This is a genomic window from Paenibacillus sp. FSL P4-0113 (assembly GCF_038009305.1).
Classification (GTDB): Bacteria; Bacillota; Bacilli; order Paenibacillales; family Paenibacillaceae; genus Paenibacillus; species Paenibacillus polymyxa_D.
This window is the reverse complement of sequence record NZ_JBBPAZ010000001.1, coordinates 5,316,020-5,332,845: the sequence shown is the minus strand read 5'-3', so window position 1 is coordinate 5,332,845 and position 16,826 is coordinate 5,316,020. Positions and strand designations below refer to the sequence as shown.

Sequence of the window (16,826 nt, the reverse complement as noted above, 5' to 3'; positions counted from 1 at the left end):
GGGACTAAATTTGAATCCGCAAACCCGCAAGTCCCGTTACATGTACACGATGCAGCTGGCGACAATTTTTATTGGCTTTATTGTATTTGGCATCTCGGAAAATATTAAAGGCCCTGCTATTCCACGCATTCAATTCGACTTCAATCTGGATGAACAGCAGCTCGGAACATTGTTGTCTCTAAACGCACTTGGTTATTTGATTGCCTGCTCGTTCACCGCCGTTCTTGTCCGTAAGTGGGGAATCAAGGCGGTCAGCATCATTTCCTTTGCTTCCATGATCATCTCGGGAGTGTTCATCTATCTGTCGCACACGTATCCTTTCTTCGCCTCGTCCTACTTCTTGATGTATATTGGGAACGGCATGCTGGAGATTGCGCTCGCCATTTTGGGGGCGAGGATTTTTGTGAAAAATACCGGCACGATGATGAATTTGTCCCACTTTTTCTATGGGCTCAGCTCAACAGTCGCCCCTTTGCTGGCGACGGGAGTCATGTCACTGACGGTATTTGGACATACGCTGGACTGGCGGGGGATGTATCTGGCTATGTTGTCGCTCTGCCTGCTGCCGATTGTGGCCGCGCTGCTCAGTACCTTCCCGGGAGACGATCTGCAGCATGAGGAACGGACCTCACTCAAGACCCTAACCCGCGATCCGGCACTCTGGATGATGGTAATGATCCTGTCGTTTGGGGTAGTCTCTGAGCTCGCAGTTGGGGGCTGGCTAGTCAACTTCTTAGAGAAAGCGTATTCATGGAGTACGGTGAAGGCGTCCAGCATGCTCTCAGCGTTCTTTCTTACCTTCTCGTTGGGGCGCCTGTTGCTTGGTCCGCTCACTGACCGGATGGGGTTTGTGCTTTCGACGATTCTATTCTCCGCCTTCTCAGCGATATGTACGTTCGCAGCAATCGCGGGTGGGGAGAGACTGGCGTTTCTCTTTGCCGTATCGGGTGCAGGCATTGCAATGATCTATCCGACCGTGATGGCGTTCATAGCACGGAGATATCCGAAGGACAGTGATACAGCTATTACGTTCGTCGTCACGCTGATGGGTATAGGTAGTGTCATTGGCAACTATGTGATCGGCTGGGTAATCGAAGGGGTCAAGATAGTCTACGGCGCAACTACTGAGCTTGGCATGTTGCGCGGGCTCCAGGCGGGATATGGAGTTATCGGTCTATGCGCAGCCATCTGCGCGGTCTCGGGAATTATTCTCTACAGATATCTGAAAAAACGGCAGGAGCTTATATAAGTCACCATCTTAGGGTTGTCCCATAAGTCATGAACTGACTGGGACGCCCTTTTTTTACGAACTCCCCATTCAGTCAAAACAGTCCTTGTATGAACACATCCGATTTGAACACCGCTTTTGGATGCTGGCTGCTGCCAAATCGTCTGCAACCGGAACACGAGCGAAGCTTTTTGGTAAATACATAGCCTTCCTTGGGTCATCAATAGTAAATCAAACAGCTTTTTAAGGGCAATTCTCCTGTATTCTACTCTATTAGGCTGTAATTTTTCTGAATAGAAGAGTGTAGCCGAGAGCGGACAATAATACTGTGTGTTCGCTATAGGTGATATTCAATATAACATACAATTGTGTAATATATTGATACTTTACGACTTCCGTTATATACTATTAAAAAATTTATACACTGGGGGTAAGATTAAAATGTCCATAGCTTCGGAGTTGAGCGGAACGAAGCATGATTCACTCAGCTTTTTACAAGGGGTTAAAGATTGCATTCCTACATTGCTTGGTTATGTATGCATTGGGTTCGCGGCAGGGATTGTGGGCGCTTCGTCAGGGGTTAGCACCATGGAAATTGCCCTGATGTCGGCGCTTGTATACGCAGGAGCCTCCCAGTTTATTATGTGCTCAATGCTGGCTGTAGCCAGTCCTCCATCCGTCATTATTTTAACGACATTCATTGTGAATGCCCGCCATCTGCTGCTAAGTGCATCGCTGGCTCCTTACTTTTCTAAATATTCACTATGGAAAAACATAGGTATCGGCGTTCTTTTGACGGATGAATCCTTTGGGGTAGCGTCTGATAAATTGGCTAAAGGCGGACAGGTCAGTGACCGTTGGATGAACGGGCTTAATATTACAGCTTATCTCGCCTGGATTGCATCCTGTGTGGCAGGAGGGATTCTCGGAAACTGGATTTCCCGACCGGAGGCTTTTGGTCTGGATTTTGCCTTGCCTGCGATGTTTCTTGCCCTACTCATTTCCCAGCTCCAAAGTGTCCATACCTCCAAACTCAAGCATCGTCTGCTGCTTGTGCTATGTATGGCTGTTCTGATGTACCTTTTGTCCTGGTGGGTGCCGTCACATATTGCTGTCATTGTAGCGACCATGATCACCGCAACGATTGGAGTGTTAACCGACAAATGAACATTAATCCCCATGTCCTGTATATCATTATCGGTGCCATGATTGTCACGGCGATCCCAAGGATCATTCCCTTTGTCGTGCTGCAAAGGCTGGCGCTACCCAAGCCAGTGCTACAATGGCTTTCCTATATTCCTATTTGTATTTTCACTGCACTCGTGATGGAAAATCTGCTCGTCCGAACCGAGACCTCCGTCACTTTTAATGGGCAAGTGCTTATGGCTGTCTTTCCAACGCTAGTGACCGCCTTGTGGAGCAAAAACCTGCTGGCTACCGTCGTTGTCGGTATTGTGAGTATGGCTGTAGTTCGACTTTTATGGATGGGGTAGATCAAAAAAGGGTGTAGAACTAACTATAGTTAAATCGTGAAATCAAGTATATATAGGTTGTGTCTGATTTATTGAAGAATCATTTACAAATTTATATAAATGATAAAAATAACCTTTATTCTCTATTAAATAATCAAAGGAACCTTCTTCTACTACTCTTCCATCTGACATAACAAATATCTTATCATATTTCTGCAATGCAGCTTTAGACAAACGATGCGTTACTACCAAACATGTAATAGTTTCGAGACCTAATATCACCTCTTCAATGGCATTCGCCGTTTCACTATCCAAAGATGAAGTTGCTTCATCAAGGAGTAATAACGGTGTTTGCCTAATTAAGGTTCTGGCAATCGCAATTCTTTGTTTTTCTCCCCCTGATAGCCTCCCTCCTTTTTCACCAATCTGTGTGTCCAAACCATAAGGCAATTTATCGATAAGTTTATTAAGCCCAGAGGCACTTATCACATTGGAAAGAATCTCATCTTGGAACGATTGATACATTGTAATATTTTCTTTAATACTGCCATCGAATAAAAAAACGTCTTGCTGCACAACCGATTCTAACCGACACCAATCCTCAGCAGATATGAACTTTAAATCCAAATCATCTACATAAATAATTCCATCATAATCATCATATTGTTTCATTAGGAGCTTAAGCAAAGTAGACTTTCCAGACCCGCTAGGCCCTACAAGGGCATATTTCCCCCCTTTATTCAAAACCATGTTAATATCATGTAAATTTAGGTGATTTCGGGCATAACCAAAGCTCACATTTGTAAAACGAACTGAGTGTTCTATTGATGTTTTTTTTATATATTGGTTACCATCCTGATCTTCGTGTAAAATTTCTAATATTTTAGCCGAAATATCACGCAATGCCCTAATTTGAGTTATGTATTGAATACTCATATATACTGGATTGACAACTTTATTAGTCAACTGTACACAAGCGATCATAGTACCTAGTGTGATAGCTCCTCGAATGGATAAAAAACTGCCAACAAGAAATACAGAGATAAACATTACTCCGCCAAATACATCGCTCAATGAGCTTACATAAGCATTTAATTTAAAAAATAAATACTTATTATTTTCAACGACAGTATTATTCAAACTAAATTGCTGCTCCACATGTTGCTCTACTCCATAGCTTTTAATAACAGCAAATCCAGAAAAAACATCATTTATTTTTATCGTAAATTTTTCTAAAGCATCTGCAATATTTCGTTTTCCAGCTCGGATTTTTTTTTCAAAAATACGTGGAATTAAAATAGATATTAGTGTAAGTAAAAGTAATATAACAACAATATTAGGACTCAAAACAAACATAGCAAAAAGAGCCGCCAAAAACGAAACTCCTGTACTGGTCAAAGAAAATATATTTTTTAAGTAATCATCCTCAATCATTTTAATATCATTATTCATGATCGAAATGTACTTTGCACTATGGTTTGAAGTAAACTGAGAATGGTCTTTATATAGAATATGTTGGAAAACAATCTCTTTTAAAAGCAACACCGTCTTACAGAGATAAGAAGATTGCGATAAATTGGAAAACATTTTTACGAGAGAGTTAATTATAATGAAGCCTATTGCAATTAAGGAAATTTCAATAAACTGCTTTTCCCCCTGCGATGTGGCGGTGTCTATTAAACTTTTGAATATAAAGGCTAGATAAATATCGAGCAAACTAGCGAGACTGATCATAAAAATGACTACAAAAAACCTATATTTATATTTAAATAGAAATAAAGTCATTTTCCTGCCTTCAGAAAAAGGTATTCACATATGAATTATTCCTTTAGACTTAGCTGCCATTACGGCCTCAGTTCTTGTATGAACATTGAATTTACTAAATATATGTGTCAAATGATATTCGACTGTCCTCTGGCTAACATATAAAAGGGCTGCTAGCTCTTTGTTGCTTTTTCCTAGTGCTAACCCTTCTAGAATTGAGCGTTCCTTAGGGCTGATTAATATATCATCATATTCTGGAATGGTATGTAAGCTTTGAAATAATTCCATTGGTAACGTAGCCAATCCATCTAAAGCATTACGAATGGTCCGCATCAATTGTGCCGATGTAGCTGTCTTATACACAATGCCGGAGATGCCAAGTTTCAATAACTGCTTTATTTTGGGAGACTTATGGTTTGAAATGCTTATTATTATTGGCCGATCTCTTCTGTATATGGGCTCCAGCTCATCCAAACTGATTAATTCTATATCACAAACTAATAGTTGCTAATCCTCAAATATACCTTTTTCAATAAAATCAGTATACGATCTAAAAAAAAATGCATACATGTCCTTTTCCGGCTCAATCCATACTTTGAGTTTATTTTGCCAAGTCAATTGATTTTCTATGATTACAATGGTATTTATATCGATCACCCCCTTGCCTCCTAGAGCTAAAATAAAGGCTCACTGAATGTAAACCAATTTATTTACCATAAATTTCGTACCTTTTTGAATTAAATAGTAAAGCTGCAAAACTTCCTGAAATTACTGTAACAATTACATTCATTACTACTGAATCCCAATGAATTGTTTCTTTAATGTCGGGAAAGGTTGGTCGATTGGAAAAGGTACTTATTGTAAGCATATTGGCGTACTGTTTAAAAGATTCTAGTGATGATGTTCCAATGCTCCAATGCCAAGACCCTTTTATTATTAAAGCAAATTGAAAGCCGATTACTGCAATAAAAATAAAGGCAATCAATAGGTGACCTGTCGCTACCTTTTTACTCACCCATTTTGCTAAAGAGATTGCAAACCCCATCAATGAAAGCCCACTTAACATTCCAAAAAACTTTGAGCAAAATAAATATAAAATACCTTCGGAAGGACTAGTTGACTGCACAATGCGCGTTAAGTATAACCCTTGCGGATTAAGAAAAATCTCTATGAGAGTTGCCCCCCATACAACCATAATTCCAATTAAAAATACTATTGATTTAATAAAAAATAGACTTGATGTTTTGAGTGGTAGCATATGATTAAGTGTCATTTTTCCTATAAAAAACTCATTGTAAAAGTCCATAAATATGTAAATGGGTATCAATATCCCTATAACCATATTGATTAGTAGATAAGAGAATGCTAATTGTTGATGATTATTAATTAAAAAATGAAGACTAAATATACCGCTTAAGATCGTAAGAATAGCAAACACCATAAAATGTCTTTTGATTTCTACTTTAAATATATGAGAAAATAACATATTAAGCCCCTTTTCAATGAAATAGCCGCCTGTTTAGTAAAAAACAGGCGGTAATACAGAAGATTTTGTTTAAACATACAAGACACAAGAATTTTTGTTATCTACAAGACAAAATGCAGGAGTTACAGAGTTCATTACTTTTTGAGGTTTTACAATCCACCGCATTCAACTCACCTCCTTTCAAATATATTAATAGCTATAGTTAAATTTTCCAGATTTATTGATGACGAAAGTTAAAACTAAGCATTTGAATTAAGTTGTTCAATACTAAAATTTTCGCTAATATGTCCAATTAAATAGTTCTTATTTCCAACAGTATTCCAACACTTCTGAATACCTCCATCTGGCTGAATGACCATAGAGTTAGCTGCGATTGCTGCGCAAGCAACCGGTTCATACTGAGGATAGTAAGATATATTCAACCCTTTTTCTAATGCGCTTTCGTATAACTTTATTATTACCTTTGAAAAATCTTTATTCGCATAACAACTGCTGTTACTGACGCACCCCCCTGCACTATATTCAGTAGTTGCTGAAAAATAAATGCTTACTTTCTCTTTGAAAAGTTGCCTCCCCATATATTCCATATACTCATTCATAAAATGAATATTATCCAAATCCACATTTGTTCTAATCGTAATATGGATAAATTCACATGATTTATTAATATTTTCTATAATTTTATCAAAAGTGCCCTCTTTATTAGCTAATATTCTTCTTTGATCGTGGCTTTTTTTTGAACCATCTATTGTAATTTGGATCCTTTTAACACCTAATTCTTTCAATTTCTTAGCCCGGTCAGATGTAAGTAAATATCCATTGCTTACCATAAAATGATCAATGGATATTTTATTTTTATTAGCGATAAAGTTTATACGCTCCATAAGACTGGTTATATTTTTAAATTCAAGTAATGGTTCACCTCCTGTCCAATTCACAATAATACGTTTAAAATGTAATTCTTCAACCGACTTTTCTATATAAGTCAGAATTTCATTCTGTATTTTTTGCGAAAAAGCTCTCTTTCCTGATTTAGAAGTCAAATTTTCAAAACAATAAGAACATCTAAAATTACAGCTAAATGTAGGCAAAATAGTTAAATTCAAGGTCTCATTCTGATGTCTAACTATTTTGAACTGTTCCTCCATCTGGTCTAGTTCTTTTATAGGCCCTACATATAGGAACTGACCTTGAAGTAATTGTTCTTTCTCTGCACAATGTTCAAGATAGTCCATATCTTTTTGAATTAAGGCATTATACAAACCCTTATGTATTTCACCGAATCCATTCGATAAGCTGTTATAAATTAAATAACTTTCCTCATCAGAATCATTTAATAGCAAATATTCGTTGTAAGATGAAACTCGCAAAATTAATCCTCCTCATCTTAGATCATAGACTTGAATATTTCCTCTATAGACTGTTCATATTCGTCTCTTATATCTTTTACATTTCCTTGTAGCAGTACCTTTCCGTCATTCACAAATGCTACATCAGTAAACAATTTTTCAACATCATTAATTAAATGAGTACTTATAATAACCGCACTAGTAGGATCAAAGTTATCAAGTATAATTTGTATAATCTTATCCCGTGTAGAAGGATCCACAGCCGCCAAAGGTTCATCCAAAATATACAGCGTTGCTTTCCTTGCAAAAGCCAAGGAAATACTTAATCTTTCCTGCATTCCTTTAGATAAAGATTTAATTTTGTCGTTTATATCCAAACCCAATGATTTCACCATTTTGTATGCTAAACCTCGGTTAAAATCGACAAAAGAATGTTCAAAAAAAGCAATAGCTTGCTCGATGGTCATCCACTGGTAAAGAAATTCTCTGTCAGGCAAATAAGAAACGATCTTCTTCGTTTCAACACTAGGTTTCAAACCTTTAATACGAATCTCACCTCTATAATCCCTCAGCAGAGATACGATGAGTTTCATTAATGTCGTTTTCCCTGCTCCATTGGGACCAAGAAGTCCTAAGATAGTTCCAGGCTTTATTGAAAGAGTTAATGAGTCAAGAGCTTTTTTACTACCATACTTCTTTGTAACATTATTACAATTCAATATATAATCCAATATACCAACCCCTTATAAGTATCCTATAATATTATTTAAAACTTTTTTATTTTCACATTTTTTCCAAAAGAAGTGCTCTTTCTTCTATATATTACTATCTGATTTGAAAGTAAACAACGCAATTTTTCCGCAAGATTTTGTCGTTATTTTTGTAATCATTGTTTATTTCAATTAACTTGTCGACTGAAAGGATCGCTTATGTATTACATCCTCATGCTATCCTAACTACAACCAGTCCCTATTCACAAACATCTTTCTTCCACCATACAGATAGGCTAAAAACGTAAAAATGACAATCAAGCCGAGGCTGTAAGGCTCAACTCTGGGTGCATAAGTCGCTGTTTGCGGCATCATAATATAATAAGGAATCGTAAAAGGAAACCACGCACCTATGGAAGAGTGAAAGCCCGTTATGACAATATTAGGAACCACACAACAAATAGACATTCCCAAAGAAGCTCCAAAATTCCGAATTTTTATCGAGAGCATAAGCTGTAGTGCTGCCAGGGGAAAAATCCCGATCCACCCTCCCAAGCCGGTAGAAAGAACGACAGACCAAGGGATTTCTCCTGGAGCACCTGCTATATTTCCACTTACAAAATAGCCCAATATAAATATAAGCTGATCAAGACCCAGTATGAGAATGAGCAATATATATTTTGCATAATAAATTTGCTGACGAGGATACGGGCTGCTTAATAAAATCTTCCATCCCCCATCCCGATGCTCATACGCACACAAAAGAGAAGCGATAATTCCACAATAGAGTGGATAAAAAAACATAGAGTGAAATTGCGCTGAATACGTATATAAAGTTAACCAGCTGGGCGAAAAAAACTGTTTCAAATCGTTCAGCTCGAGGACTCCCATTAAAGAATTTATGACCGCATCCAATATAATGAGAATCCATACCATGATCCATTGAAGCTTTATCGTCTCTACGCGTAAAATAGAGCCCATGTATCTTCTCCTCTCTATTTGAATTCATGCTTGGTAAACTGTAATGTACCAAGTCCCGTAAAGATGACTCCCGCACTTAAAGCAACGATTACCCAAATCATGTGTTCCTTCATTAGAGGACTTGATAGGGCAGGGTACGACCAAGGCAATATTTTAATCCACAGAATACTTGTGCGTGCCAAAAACAAGCTTGCAATAGAGCCGAATATACCAAACGCTAATGGGAATGCCTGATTAGTGAAAAGTGTAGACAGCCAAAGTTGAATTGCAAGTACTGGTAGGGTAGCCAAACTTGCATTAATCGGCTGTAACAGCATGATCCGCCAAGGAATGGGTTCGTTTGTATATAACACCCAGATGAGGCTCATACCTGCTACAGTGATCAAGGCGGTACCCAACTGCAGAATCACGATCCATACAATTTTGGATAAATAGATATAGCTTCTGGGAACAGGCATGACCATAAGCTGCTTCCATGTTTGAGTATCATGCTCTGTACCGGCCATAATGCTCGCCAAAAGTGTACCGCCAAGCAGCATCACAAACGAAAGGAACATAAACATAACAGCAAAACCAGCATAGACACCTCCTGGTCCTTGCCGAAAGTAAAGATACCATTCCACGGCAGTCATACCTGTAAGTACACACCCCTGTATAAGAGGAATCCACCAGCATATTTTCTTCAGCTTAAGCCCCTCTGACTTTATAACCCGGAGTATCATAAGCTTCGCTCCTTACCTGTCAGCTCCAGGAATATCTCCTCCAATGTTTTTTTCTTCTCTGTGACCCGATAAATGGGATGATTGTGTTCCACAAGCACCTTGATCATCTCCGAAGATTGTTGCCGATCTACAATAGGAGTCACGACCTCATTTTGTTCAATTGATTCAGCTCCAGCTGTCCATCCATGCTGAATCAGTGCACCGGCAGCCAGAACAGGATCTGGGGTTTCAATGAATAATTGAGGCTTGCTTTTGGCGGTGAGTTCCTTCATCGTTCCCTGGAAGATCATTTCACCCTGATTAATAATTCCTACATAGGTTGCAATCTGCTCAATTTCGCTTAATAAATGGCTCGAAACCAGTACCGTCATTCCGTAAGCACCAGGGAGGCTCATAATTAACTCCCGAATTTCCTGAATACCAGATGGGTCCAAACCATTCGTCGGTTCATCAAGTATCAATAATTTGGGGTTGGCAATAAGCGCCATAGCAATCCCCAGTCTTTGTCGCATCCCCAAGGAATATCCTTTTACCGGACGATACGCATCCTTGGTTAATCTCACTAAATCCAGCACTTCATGAATTCTTCGGGTCGGCAGTCCACGCATGGTTGTAACGATTTCCAAATTTCGATATGCGGATAAATGGGCATAATAGGCAGGTGATTCAACCAAGGAACCAACATCTTTTAATATTTCCATACGCTGATCCTTCAGCTTTTTCCCAAAAATCTCAATTTCTCCGGAGGTGGATTTAATCAGCCCAAGTAGCATACGAATCGTGGTTGTTTTACCCGCCCCATTAGGTCCCAAAAACCCATAAATTTGTTGTCCAGGTACCTGGAGATTTATTCGTTTTACAAATTCCCGCTTTCCAAAACGCCTAGTTAGCTGCTGTGTATGTATTACATATTCAGACACTTCCTGATCTCCTCTCGACTTCTAATGCTGAAGTTTAAGTTACATACAGTTTACTGAAGTAAAGTTAACATCAAGTAAACAGTCCCTAAACAACAGGCAAAAAAATCGAGCACACTGCAAAATGTGAGATTCGATGTTACAAAGTTAGTTGTTTAGCGGCAGTGAAATCTCCATCCTTGTACCCGCTTTACTGCCTGAAAGGATATGAAGCGTTCCGTTGTGCGCTTCAATAAAGCTTTTGGCAATAGGTATTCCATGCCCTTCGGAGTGAGATACCTGCTTACACTCATTAGGATTCATTCCTATTCCATCATCTTCGATAGAAATATGAAGCTTATCGTTCTCTTTGTTCACTTCCATGGAAACGTGTGTACCTGGAGGATTATGAATGATGGCGTTAATCAAAAAATTCTGCAGCGCTCTGCCTAATAGCTTGCTATCGAAGGACATAATACAAGTCGCCTCCATGGACGTAAAAGAAAATTCGTATTGCTCAGCCGAAGGATGGTTAGCGATATCTATGACTGCACTACGGAGAAACTCCACAATGTCCTCCTTCTCCAATTGGACGGGCAGTGGACTTTCCTTAAGCTGCATAGAAGCATTCAAATCCTGAATCAACTGCTTCATTTCAGTCACTTTCTCACTGATACTCATACTAAAGCTTCTTCTTTCTTCATCGGACCAATCATACTCTTGAGCAGTCAGCATGGCCGCATATCCTTCAATATAAGATAATGGTGTTTTGAGATCATGGCTGACACCTGCTACCCACTGCTGTTTTCGTTTCTCTAATTCCACTCTCTCTTCCTCATTGCTGCGCAATTGAGACGATAAGATGTTCATTTGTTCAAAAACTTCTTTATACAATTGATACGGAGGTTTATAGCTATTTTTCTGATTTTTTTTGCGCTCCGGTAGTTCCAGTTCACTTAGCGGTGCTTGGAATTCCCCCGTCGCAATATTTCCAATCCATTTAATTACATACACCAAAGGTTTGCCTATATACCATCCGTAGGCAGCTATGAACACAACACTCTGCACGATACCAAGTCCTGTCCAGAATAGATTAATATTTATATTTTGAGATGCTCCAAATATACTTTTTATAAAAATATATAAGATCGTGCAAATAACAAAACATAGGACATAGGCCAGTACAAAACATAACGTTACTTTCATAAAACGGAAGGACATCTTAACCAGAGAGTTCATCCTCATTCCTCCATCTTGACTGACATCATTTTATAACCAAGCCCTCTTACATTGATTAAGAATTGCGGGTGCTGGGAATCAGGTTCTATTTTTTTCCGCAAACGGGAGATATGAATCACTACGGTCTTCTCATCACCCAAGAAGGCCTCGCTCCATATCGCCTCGTAAAGCTGCCGTACACTGAAAATACGGTTAGGATGCTTGCACAAAAATACCAGCAGCAGCCATTCACGTGCCGGACACTCGACCTGCTTGTCCTCCACATACAACACACCGGATTCCAGTTCCAATCGAAAATATCCAAAATCTAAAGTGCGCATGGCCGGTTTCATGGCCACTGTCGAAACTTTCCGATATTTCATTCGAGCCTTCATACGGGCAACGACTTCCAGCGGGTTAAACGGTTTGGTAATATAGTCGTCTCCTCCGATACCGAACCCCATTAATTTGTCTAGATCTGTATCTCTTGCCGTCAAAAAAAGAATAGGGGCATCCGTATATAGACGCATTTGACGACATATCTCAAACCCATCGCTATCAGGCAGCATAACATCAAGTACAATCACATCCACATTCGATTCCATCACGACTTGCAGCGCTTCCCGACCTGTCGCAGCGTGCTTAACTTGAAGGAACCCTTCTTTTTTTAACACCGTTGTCAGCATATCCCGCAATCCCTGCTCATCGTCTACTATAAGTACTGCAATTTCTTCCATAACCCAAGGTTCTCCATTCTTTTTTTACATTTTTTACTTTCATTATAAAAGCAAACGGGCAGAATTTAAATCGAGTTCCATCACATATCGTTCATCCCCGTGAATATACTTAATAACCAACAAGGCCAAACTGTGCCGTGTATCCACTTGGGGGGTGCCTAATAATGCCGGAACCACGCCAGCCATATTCATTCGTCGTATCCCGCGAAGATTGGTCGCTGCATCGCAAAGGGTACCAGGACCAGCAACGTCATCAGCAGAAGGTCAAAGATGTCATTAAGCAAAATCTACCCGATCTGATAACGGAAGAAAATATTATTATGTCGGACGGTCAACAGATTATTAAAGTGCCGATTCGCAGCCTGGATGAATATCGCTTCATTTATAACTATCAAAAGCAAAAGCATGTAGGCCAAGGGGATGGAGATAGTCAGGTGGGAGATGTCATCGGGCGTGATTCTGCCTCCCAGAAGCCTGGTAAAGGTGAGAAAGCCGGCGACCAGCCGGGACACGATATTATGGAAACGGAAGTCAGCATAGAAGAGCTGGAAGATATGCTGTTCGAGGAAATGGAATTGCCGAATTTACAGCAAAAAGACAAGGATCAAATTGAGGTTGAATCTATCGTGTTCAATGATATACGTAAAAAAGGCATGCAAGCGAACATTGACAAGAAACGAACCATTCTCGAAAATCTACGCCGCAACGCCCGTGAAGGGAAACCGGGCATTCATCATATTAGTCCGGACGATCTTCGTTACAAGACATGGGAAGAGAAGACCATTCCCCAATCCAACGCGGTCATTATAGCCATGATGGACACCTCAGGCTCAATGGGCGCTTTTGAAAAATATTGTGCTCGCAGCTTCTTTTTCTGGATGACCCGCTTTTTGCGCCGTCAGTATGAAAAGGTGGAAATTGTCTTTCTCGCGCATCATACCGAGGCTAAAGAGGTTACGGAAGAAGAATTTTTTACCCGCGGAGAAAGTGGCGGCACGATCTGCTCTTCCGCTTATTTGAAAGCCCTAGAGATTATCGACAAACGATATCCTCCTTCCAGCTACAATATTTATCCCTTCCATTTCTCGGATGGCGATAACCTGACCTCGGACAATGAGCGGTGCGTGAAGCTAATCGAGGAACTTATAAAGCGGAGCAATATGTTCGGCTATGGCGAAGTGAATCAATATAATCGCAGTAGCACGCTGATGTCAGCCTACAAGAATATTAAGAAGGATCAGTTTATGTACTATGTCATCAAGGAAAAAGGTGAGGTATACCAAGCCTTACGCACCTTTTTTCGCAAACGGGAAGGGGGAACGGTGGGATGAGCACCGACCAGAAGGAGCTAGAATATGCGATATCAGAAATTATGGAGATTGCAGATGGATTCGGGCTCGACTACTACCCGATGCGATATGAGATTTGTCCGGCGGATATTGTTTATACGTTCGGAGCCTATGGTATGCCCACGCGCTTCAGCCACTGGAGTTTTGGAAAAACGTTTCACAAGATGAAAATGCAGTACGATTTTGGATTGAGCAAAATTTATGAGCTGGTCATTAACTCCAATCCCTGCTATGCCTTCCTGCTGGAAGGAAATTCTTTGGTGCAAAATAAACTAATTGTCGCTCATGTACTGGCACACTGTGATTTTTTCAAACACAACGCCCGCTTTTCAGCTTCTAATCGCAATATGGTGGAGAGTATGTCGGCCACAGCAGATCGAATCAACAGCTATGAAATGGAATATGGTTCAAAGACTGTTGAATCCTTCATTGACTCTGTACTGGCGATACAGGAGCATGTAGACCCACAGCTCATCAAACCAAGGCATCTGGATAAACAGCGCTATATGGAACTCAAAATCAAAGAGCAAAAAGAACCCAAAAAACACCAGCGTCCCATCGGACCTTACGATGATCTGTGGTCACTGGACACAGTAAAGCAGCATGATTCGGCCGAGACCGAGGGTATTAAGGTACGCCAGTTCCCACCGGAACCTGAAAAAGATATCGTCTGGTTTATTCAGGAATTCTCCGAGGTACTGGAGGACTGGCAGCGAGATATTATGACGATGCTGCGGGACGAAATGCTATATTTCTGGCCCCAAATGGAGACCAAAATCATGAATGAAGGCTGGGCCTCCTATTGGCATCAGCGGATTGTAAGGGAACTGGATTTGACCGGGGAGGAAACCGTTGAATTTGCGATGCTGAATGCTTCCGTCGTACAGCCTTCCAAGCAAAGCCTGAACCCGTACTATTTGGGACTGAAAATATTTGAGGATATTGAAAAACGTTGGGATAACCCAACCCGTGAGGAGCAAGAGCGACAAGGGCGCAAACCGGGCGAGGGTCGAGCTAAAATGTTCGAGGTGCGAGAGTTTGACTCAGACACCTCTTTTATACGCAATTACATGACCAAGAAGCTGACAGAGGATTTGGATCTGTACGTGTTTGAGAAACGAGGACCTGATTGGAAAATTACCGATAAATCCTGGGAAAACATACGGGATCAGCTCGTGTTTTCACGTGTGAATGGAGGCTCCCCTTATATCGTCGTCGAGGATGGAGATTACCTGCATACGGGCGAGTTGAAGCTCAAGCACCAGTACGAAGGCATTGAGCTAGATTTAAAATATATGGAGCGCACGCTTCCGTATGTATATCAGCTGTGGGGGCGCACCGTTCATTTGGAAACGATGATTGAGGGTAAGCTCGCCTTATTCTCATATGACGGTAAGAAGCATCATCGTAAATTTGTATAGTCATGCATCAATTTCATAATACCTCTAGCTGCTTCAATTAAAACTAGATATAGATCAAAATGTTTTAATTTGTCTATTTCTAGTTACAACCATCAAACTTTAATGAGTTATGAAATTGATTCTCATATAAAATCAATAGCCAGTCTGCATTTAAAAAGGCGCATTCCGAACAAACGGATATACGCCTTTTACTACTTTTCCTTAAATTCGACGATATAGCTTTGATTGAGCTGTTTTCCACCTTCCGAAATGTTCTGGTACATGGATAAAAACCGGGCGGATGGGCTCCATACCGTTGGGCTGTCATAAGATTGGATATTGGTCGTAACCGGAGTGGTTTTACCCGTGGACTGGTCAAATACATACAGCCCTCTCATGCCTTGCTGATCCTCATCATAAATGGAAAAAGCAAGCTTGGACCCGTCACTGGACCAGCTTCCACGACTCATTAAAGTACCTTGCCCGACAATTCCTTTCTCTTTGCCCTGTTCATCCAAAATGATCATACGGGCTGGTTCGGATGTATTCCATTTCCGCTTTTCAATGGCGATAGACTCACCGTCAGGCGACACGGCAAAGGACATGGCACCCTCTGCAATGGTCACAGCCTGAGGATGATTAAGGGTGAACCGATTCAGCACTGGATACCCTTGTTTATCACTGCCTGTATAAAATATGGCGTTACCCACTTTTTCAACATGAGACATCAATTCAGAGCGATTCGGATCTTGAAAATTCAATTCTTCAGCTTTGCCGTCCAGACCAATCAGTCGGATTTTACCATCCGGTGTGCCTGTAATGAGATGATTCTCATCGCTCCAACTCACTTCATTAGTTATATCCAGCTTGCCAATCGATGTAACCTTACCACTGCTTAGTTCCAAAATGTAGCCCTGAATATCATATTTGCTGTTGGGGCTACCTTCAGTAAAGAAGACATGGCGCTGATCCGGTGATACCACAGCAAGTAACTGTGGAGCCTTACGACCTGGTGTTAAAATCCGCTCCTTGTCTGTCTCTACATTATGAATCCACAGCTGGGTTTTACGCTCCACAATCAGCTCTTCGTCGCTCAGCCAAGACCTCGCGTAGACATCCCCCAGCCTGTCGATAGACGATACTACCAGCTCGTCCGTTACTTGCTGCTGGGCTGCATCCGTGTCAATCACAGTAAGCTGTTGGCCCGGTTTCATACCGAATGCTGGATTTGTCTCTCCTGTGCTCTTCATGCCGCAACCGCTGAGCAATCCCCCGGCGATTAAGCCGATCATAAGCAGCCCCGTGGCTTTCTGTCTGAAAATTCTTGTACGGGAATCTTCGCGATGAGAGGAGCCGTTCTTTTGCCCATAGCTGTCTATGTTTTTCTTTATCATGTACAACGGCCTCCTTGTTAACGATACCCCCAGTTTAATGCCCGAACATCTCATGAATACATCGAATTGTTTCCAAGTTGTAAACAAGACACCATTCTAGCCCTGTGCTAACAATCGGCC

The 16,826-nt window shown here is 40.7% G+C and carries 17 protein-coding genes; 5 read left to right on the top strand and 12 right to left on the bottom strand.

Translation table 11 applies throughout. The features are described 5' to 3' along the window. Window positions 1-10: 10 nt before the first annotated feature. The 3 genes from MKX46_RS23375 (at window position 11) to MKX46_RS23365 (ending at window position 2,721) form a co-directional block, all read left to right on the top strand. The gene (locus MKX46_RS23375; RefSeq protein WP_029516543.1) at window positions 11-1,249 is read left to right on the top strand and encodes an MFS transporter; all 1,239 of its coding nucleotides are present in this window, start codon (window positions 11-13) and stop codon (window positions 1,247-1,249) included. Window positions 1,250-1,669: 420 nt separating this feature from the next. Next, window positions 1,670-2,395 (top strand): AzlC family ABC transporter permease, encoded by a 726-nt coding sequence (locus tag MKX46_RS23370; RefSeq protein WP_165145137.1) that lies wholly within the window; start codon window positions 1,670-1,672, stop codon window positions 2,393-2,395. Then, window positions 2,392-2,721: an AzlD domain-containing protein gene (locus MKX46_RS23365; RefSeq protein ID WP_029516541.1), complete on the top strand. Its 330-nt coding sequence runs from the start codon at window positions 2,392-2,394 to the stop codon at window positions 2,719-2,721. Before MKX46_RS23370 ends, MKX46_RS23365 begins: the two co-directional genes overlap by 4 nt. A 42-nt stretch (window positions 2,722-2,763) precedes the next feature. On the opposite strand, the gene MKX46_RS23360 is transcribed toward MKX46_RS23365, so the two are convergent. The 11 genes from MKX46_RS23360 to MKX46_RS23310 form a co-directional block, all read right to left on the bottom strand. Next, a complete protein-coding gene (locus MKX46_RS23360) occupies window positions 2,764-4,485 on the bottom strand; it encodes an ABC transporter ATP-binding protein (protein ID WP_341071847.1) in 1,722 nt (573 codons plus the stop codon). Window positions 4,486-4,509: 24 nt separating this feature from the next. Next, a complete protein-coding gene (locus MKX46_RS23355) occupies window positions 4,510-4,938 on the bottom strand; it encodes a response regulator transcription factor (protein ID WP_049816938.1) in 429 nt (142 codons plus the stop codon). A gap of 33 nt (window positions 4,939-4,971) precedes the next feature. Further along, entirely contained in the window at window positions 4,972-5,121 is a 150-nt protein-coding gene (locus MKX46_RS23350) for a hypothetical protein (protein ID WP_161626989.1), read from the bottom strand. A 49-nt stretch (window positions 5,122-5,170) separates the two neighbouring features. Next, window positions 5,171-5,950 (bottom strand): hypothetical protein, encoded by a 780-nt coding sequence (locus MKX46_RS23345; RefSeq protein WP_341071846.1) that lies wholly within the window; start codon window positions 5,948-5,950, stop codon window positions 5,171-5,173. Between the two features lie 239 nt (window positions 5,951-6,189). Continuing rightward, entirely contained in the window at window positions 6,190-7,320 is a 1,131-nt protein-coding gene (locus MKX46_RS23340) for a radical SAM protein (protein WP_341071845.1), read from the bottom strand. A gap of 17 nt (window positions 7,321-7,337) precedes the next feature. Beyond that, window positions 7,338-8,030: an ABC transporter ATP-binding protein gene (locus MKX46_RS23335; protein ID WP_029516538.1), complete on the bottom strand. Its 693-nt coding sequence runs from the start codon at window positions 8,028-8,030 to the stop codon at window positions 7,338-7,340. Window positions 8,031-8,255: 225 nt separating this feature from the next. After that, complete coding sequence (locus MKX46_RS23330; protein WP_029516537.1) at window positions 8,256-8,990, bottom strand: ABC transporter permease; 735 nt, start codon at window positions 8,988-8,990, stop codon at window positions 8,256-8,258. Between the two features lie 14 nt (window positions 8,991-9,004). Continuing rightward, window positions 9,005-9,712, bottom strand: coding sequence for an ABC transporter permease (locus MKX46_RS23325; protein ID WP_025723953.1), 708 nt, complete (start codon window positions 9,710-9,712; stop codon window positions 9,005-9,007). Then, entirely contained in the window at window positions 9,709-10,632 is a 924-nt protein-coding gene (locus MKX46_RS23320) for an ABC transporter ATP-binding protein (protein WP_190298922.1), read from the bottom strand. The genes MKX46_RS23325 and MKX46_RS23320 overlap by 4 nt, the downstream gene beginning before the upstream one ends. 144 nt (window positions 10,633-10,776) lie before the next feature. After that, entirely contained in the window at window positions 10,777-11,847 is a 1,071-nt protein-coding gene (locus tag MKX46_RS23315) for a sensor histidine kinase (protein WP_322251397.1), read from the bottom strand. 2 nt (window positions 11,848-11,849) lie between these two features. After that, complete coding sequence (locus MKX46_RS23310) at window positions 11,850-12,563, bottom strand: response regulator transcription factor (protein ID WP_341071844.1); 714 nt, start codon at window positions 12,561-12,563, stop codon at window positions 11,850-11,852. 164 nt (window positions 12,564-12,727) lie between these two features. On the opposite strand from MKX46_RS23310, the gene yhbH reads away from it, so the two are divergent. Both yhbH and MKX46_RS23300 read left to right on the top strand, forming a co-directional pair. After that, window positions 12,728-13,894 carry a sporulation protein YhbH gene (gene yhbH, locus MKX46_RS23305; RefSeq protein ID WP_029516533.1) on the top strand — a complete coding sequence of 389 codons (1,167 nt, stop codon included), beginning with the start codon at window positions 12,728-12,730 and terminating at the stop codon, window positions 13,892-13,894. Further along, complete coding sequence (locus MKX46_RS23300; RefSeq protein ID WP_069012807.1) at window positions 13,891-15,333, top strand: SpoVR family protein; 1,443 nt, start codon at window positions 13,891-13,893, stop codon at window positions 15,331-15,333. The genes yhbH and MKX46_RS23300 overlap by 4 nt, the downstream gene beginning before the upstream one ends. Window positions 15,334-15,524: 191 nt before the next feature. On the opposite strand, the gene MKX46_RS23295 is transcribed toward MKX46_RS23300, so the two are convergent. Next, window positions 15,525-16,706, bottom strand: a complete 1,182-nt coding sequence (locus MKX46_RS23295; protein WP_341071843.1) for a WD40 repeat domain-containing protein — start codon at window positions 16,704-16,706, stop codon at window positions 15,525-15,527. Window positions 16,707-16,826 lie beyond the last annotated feature (120 nt).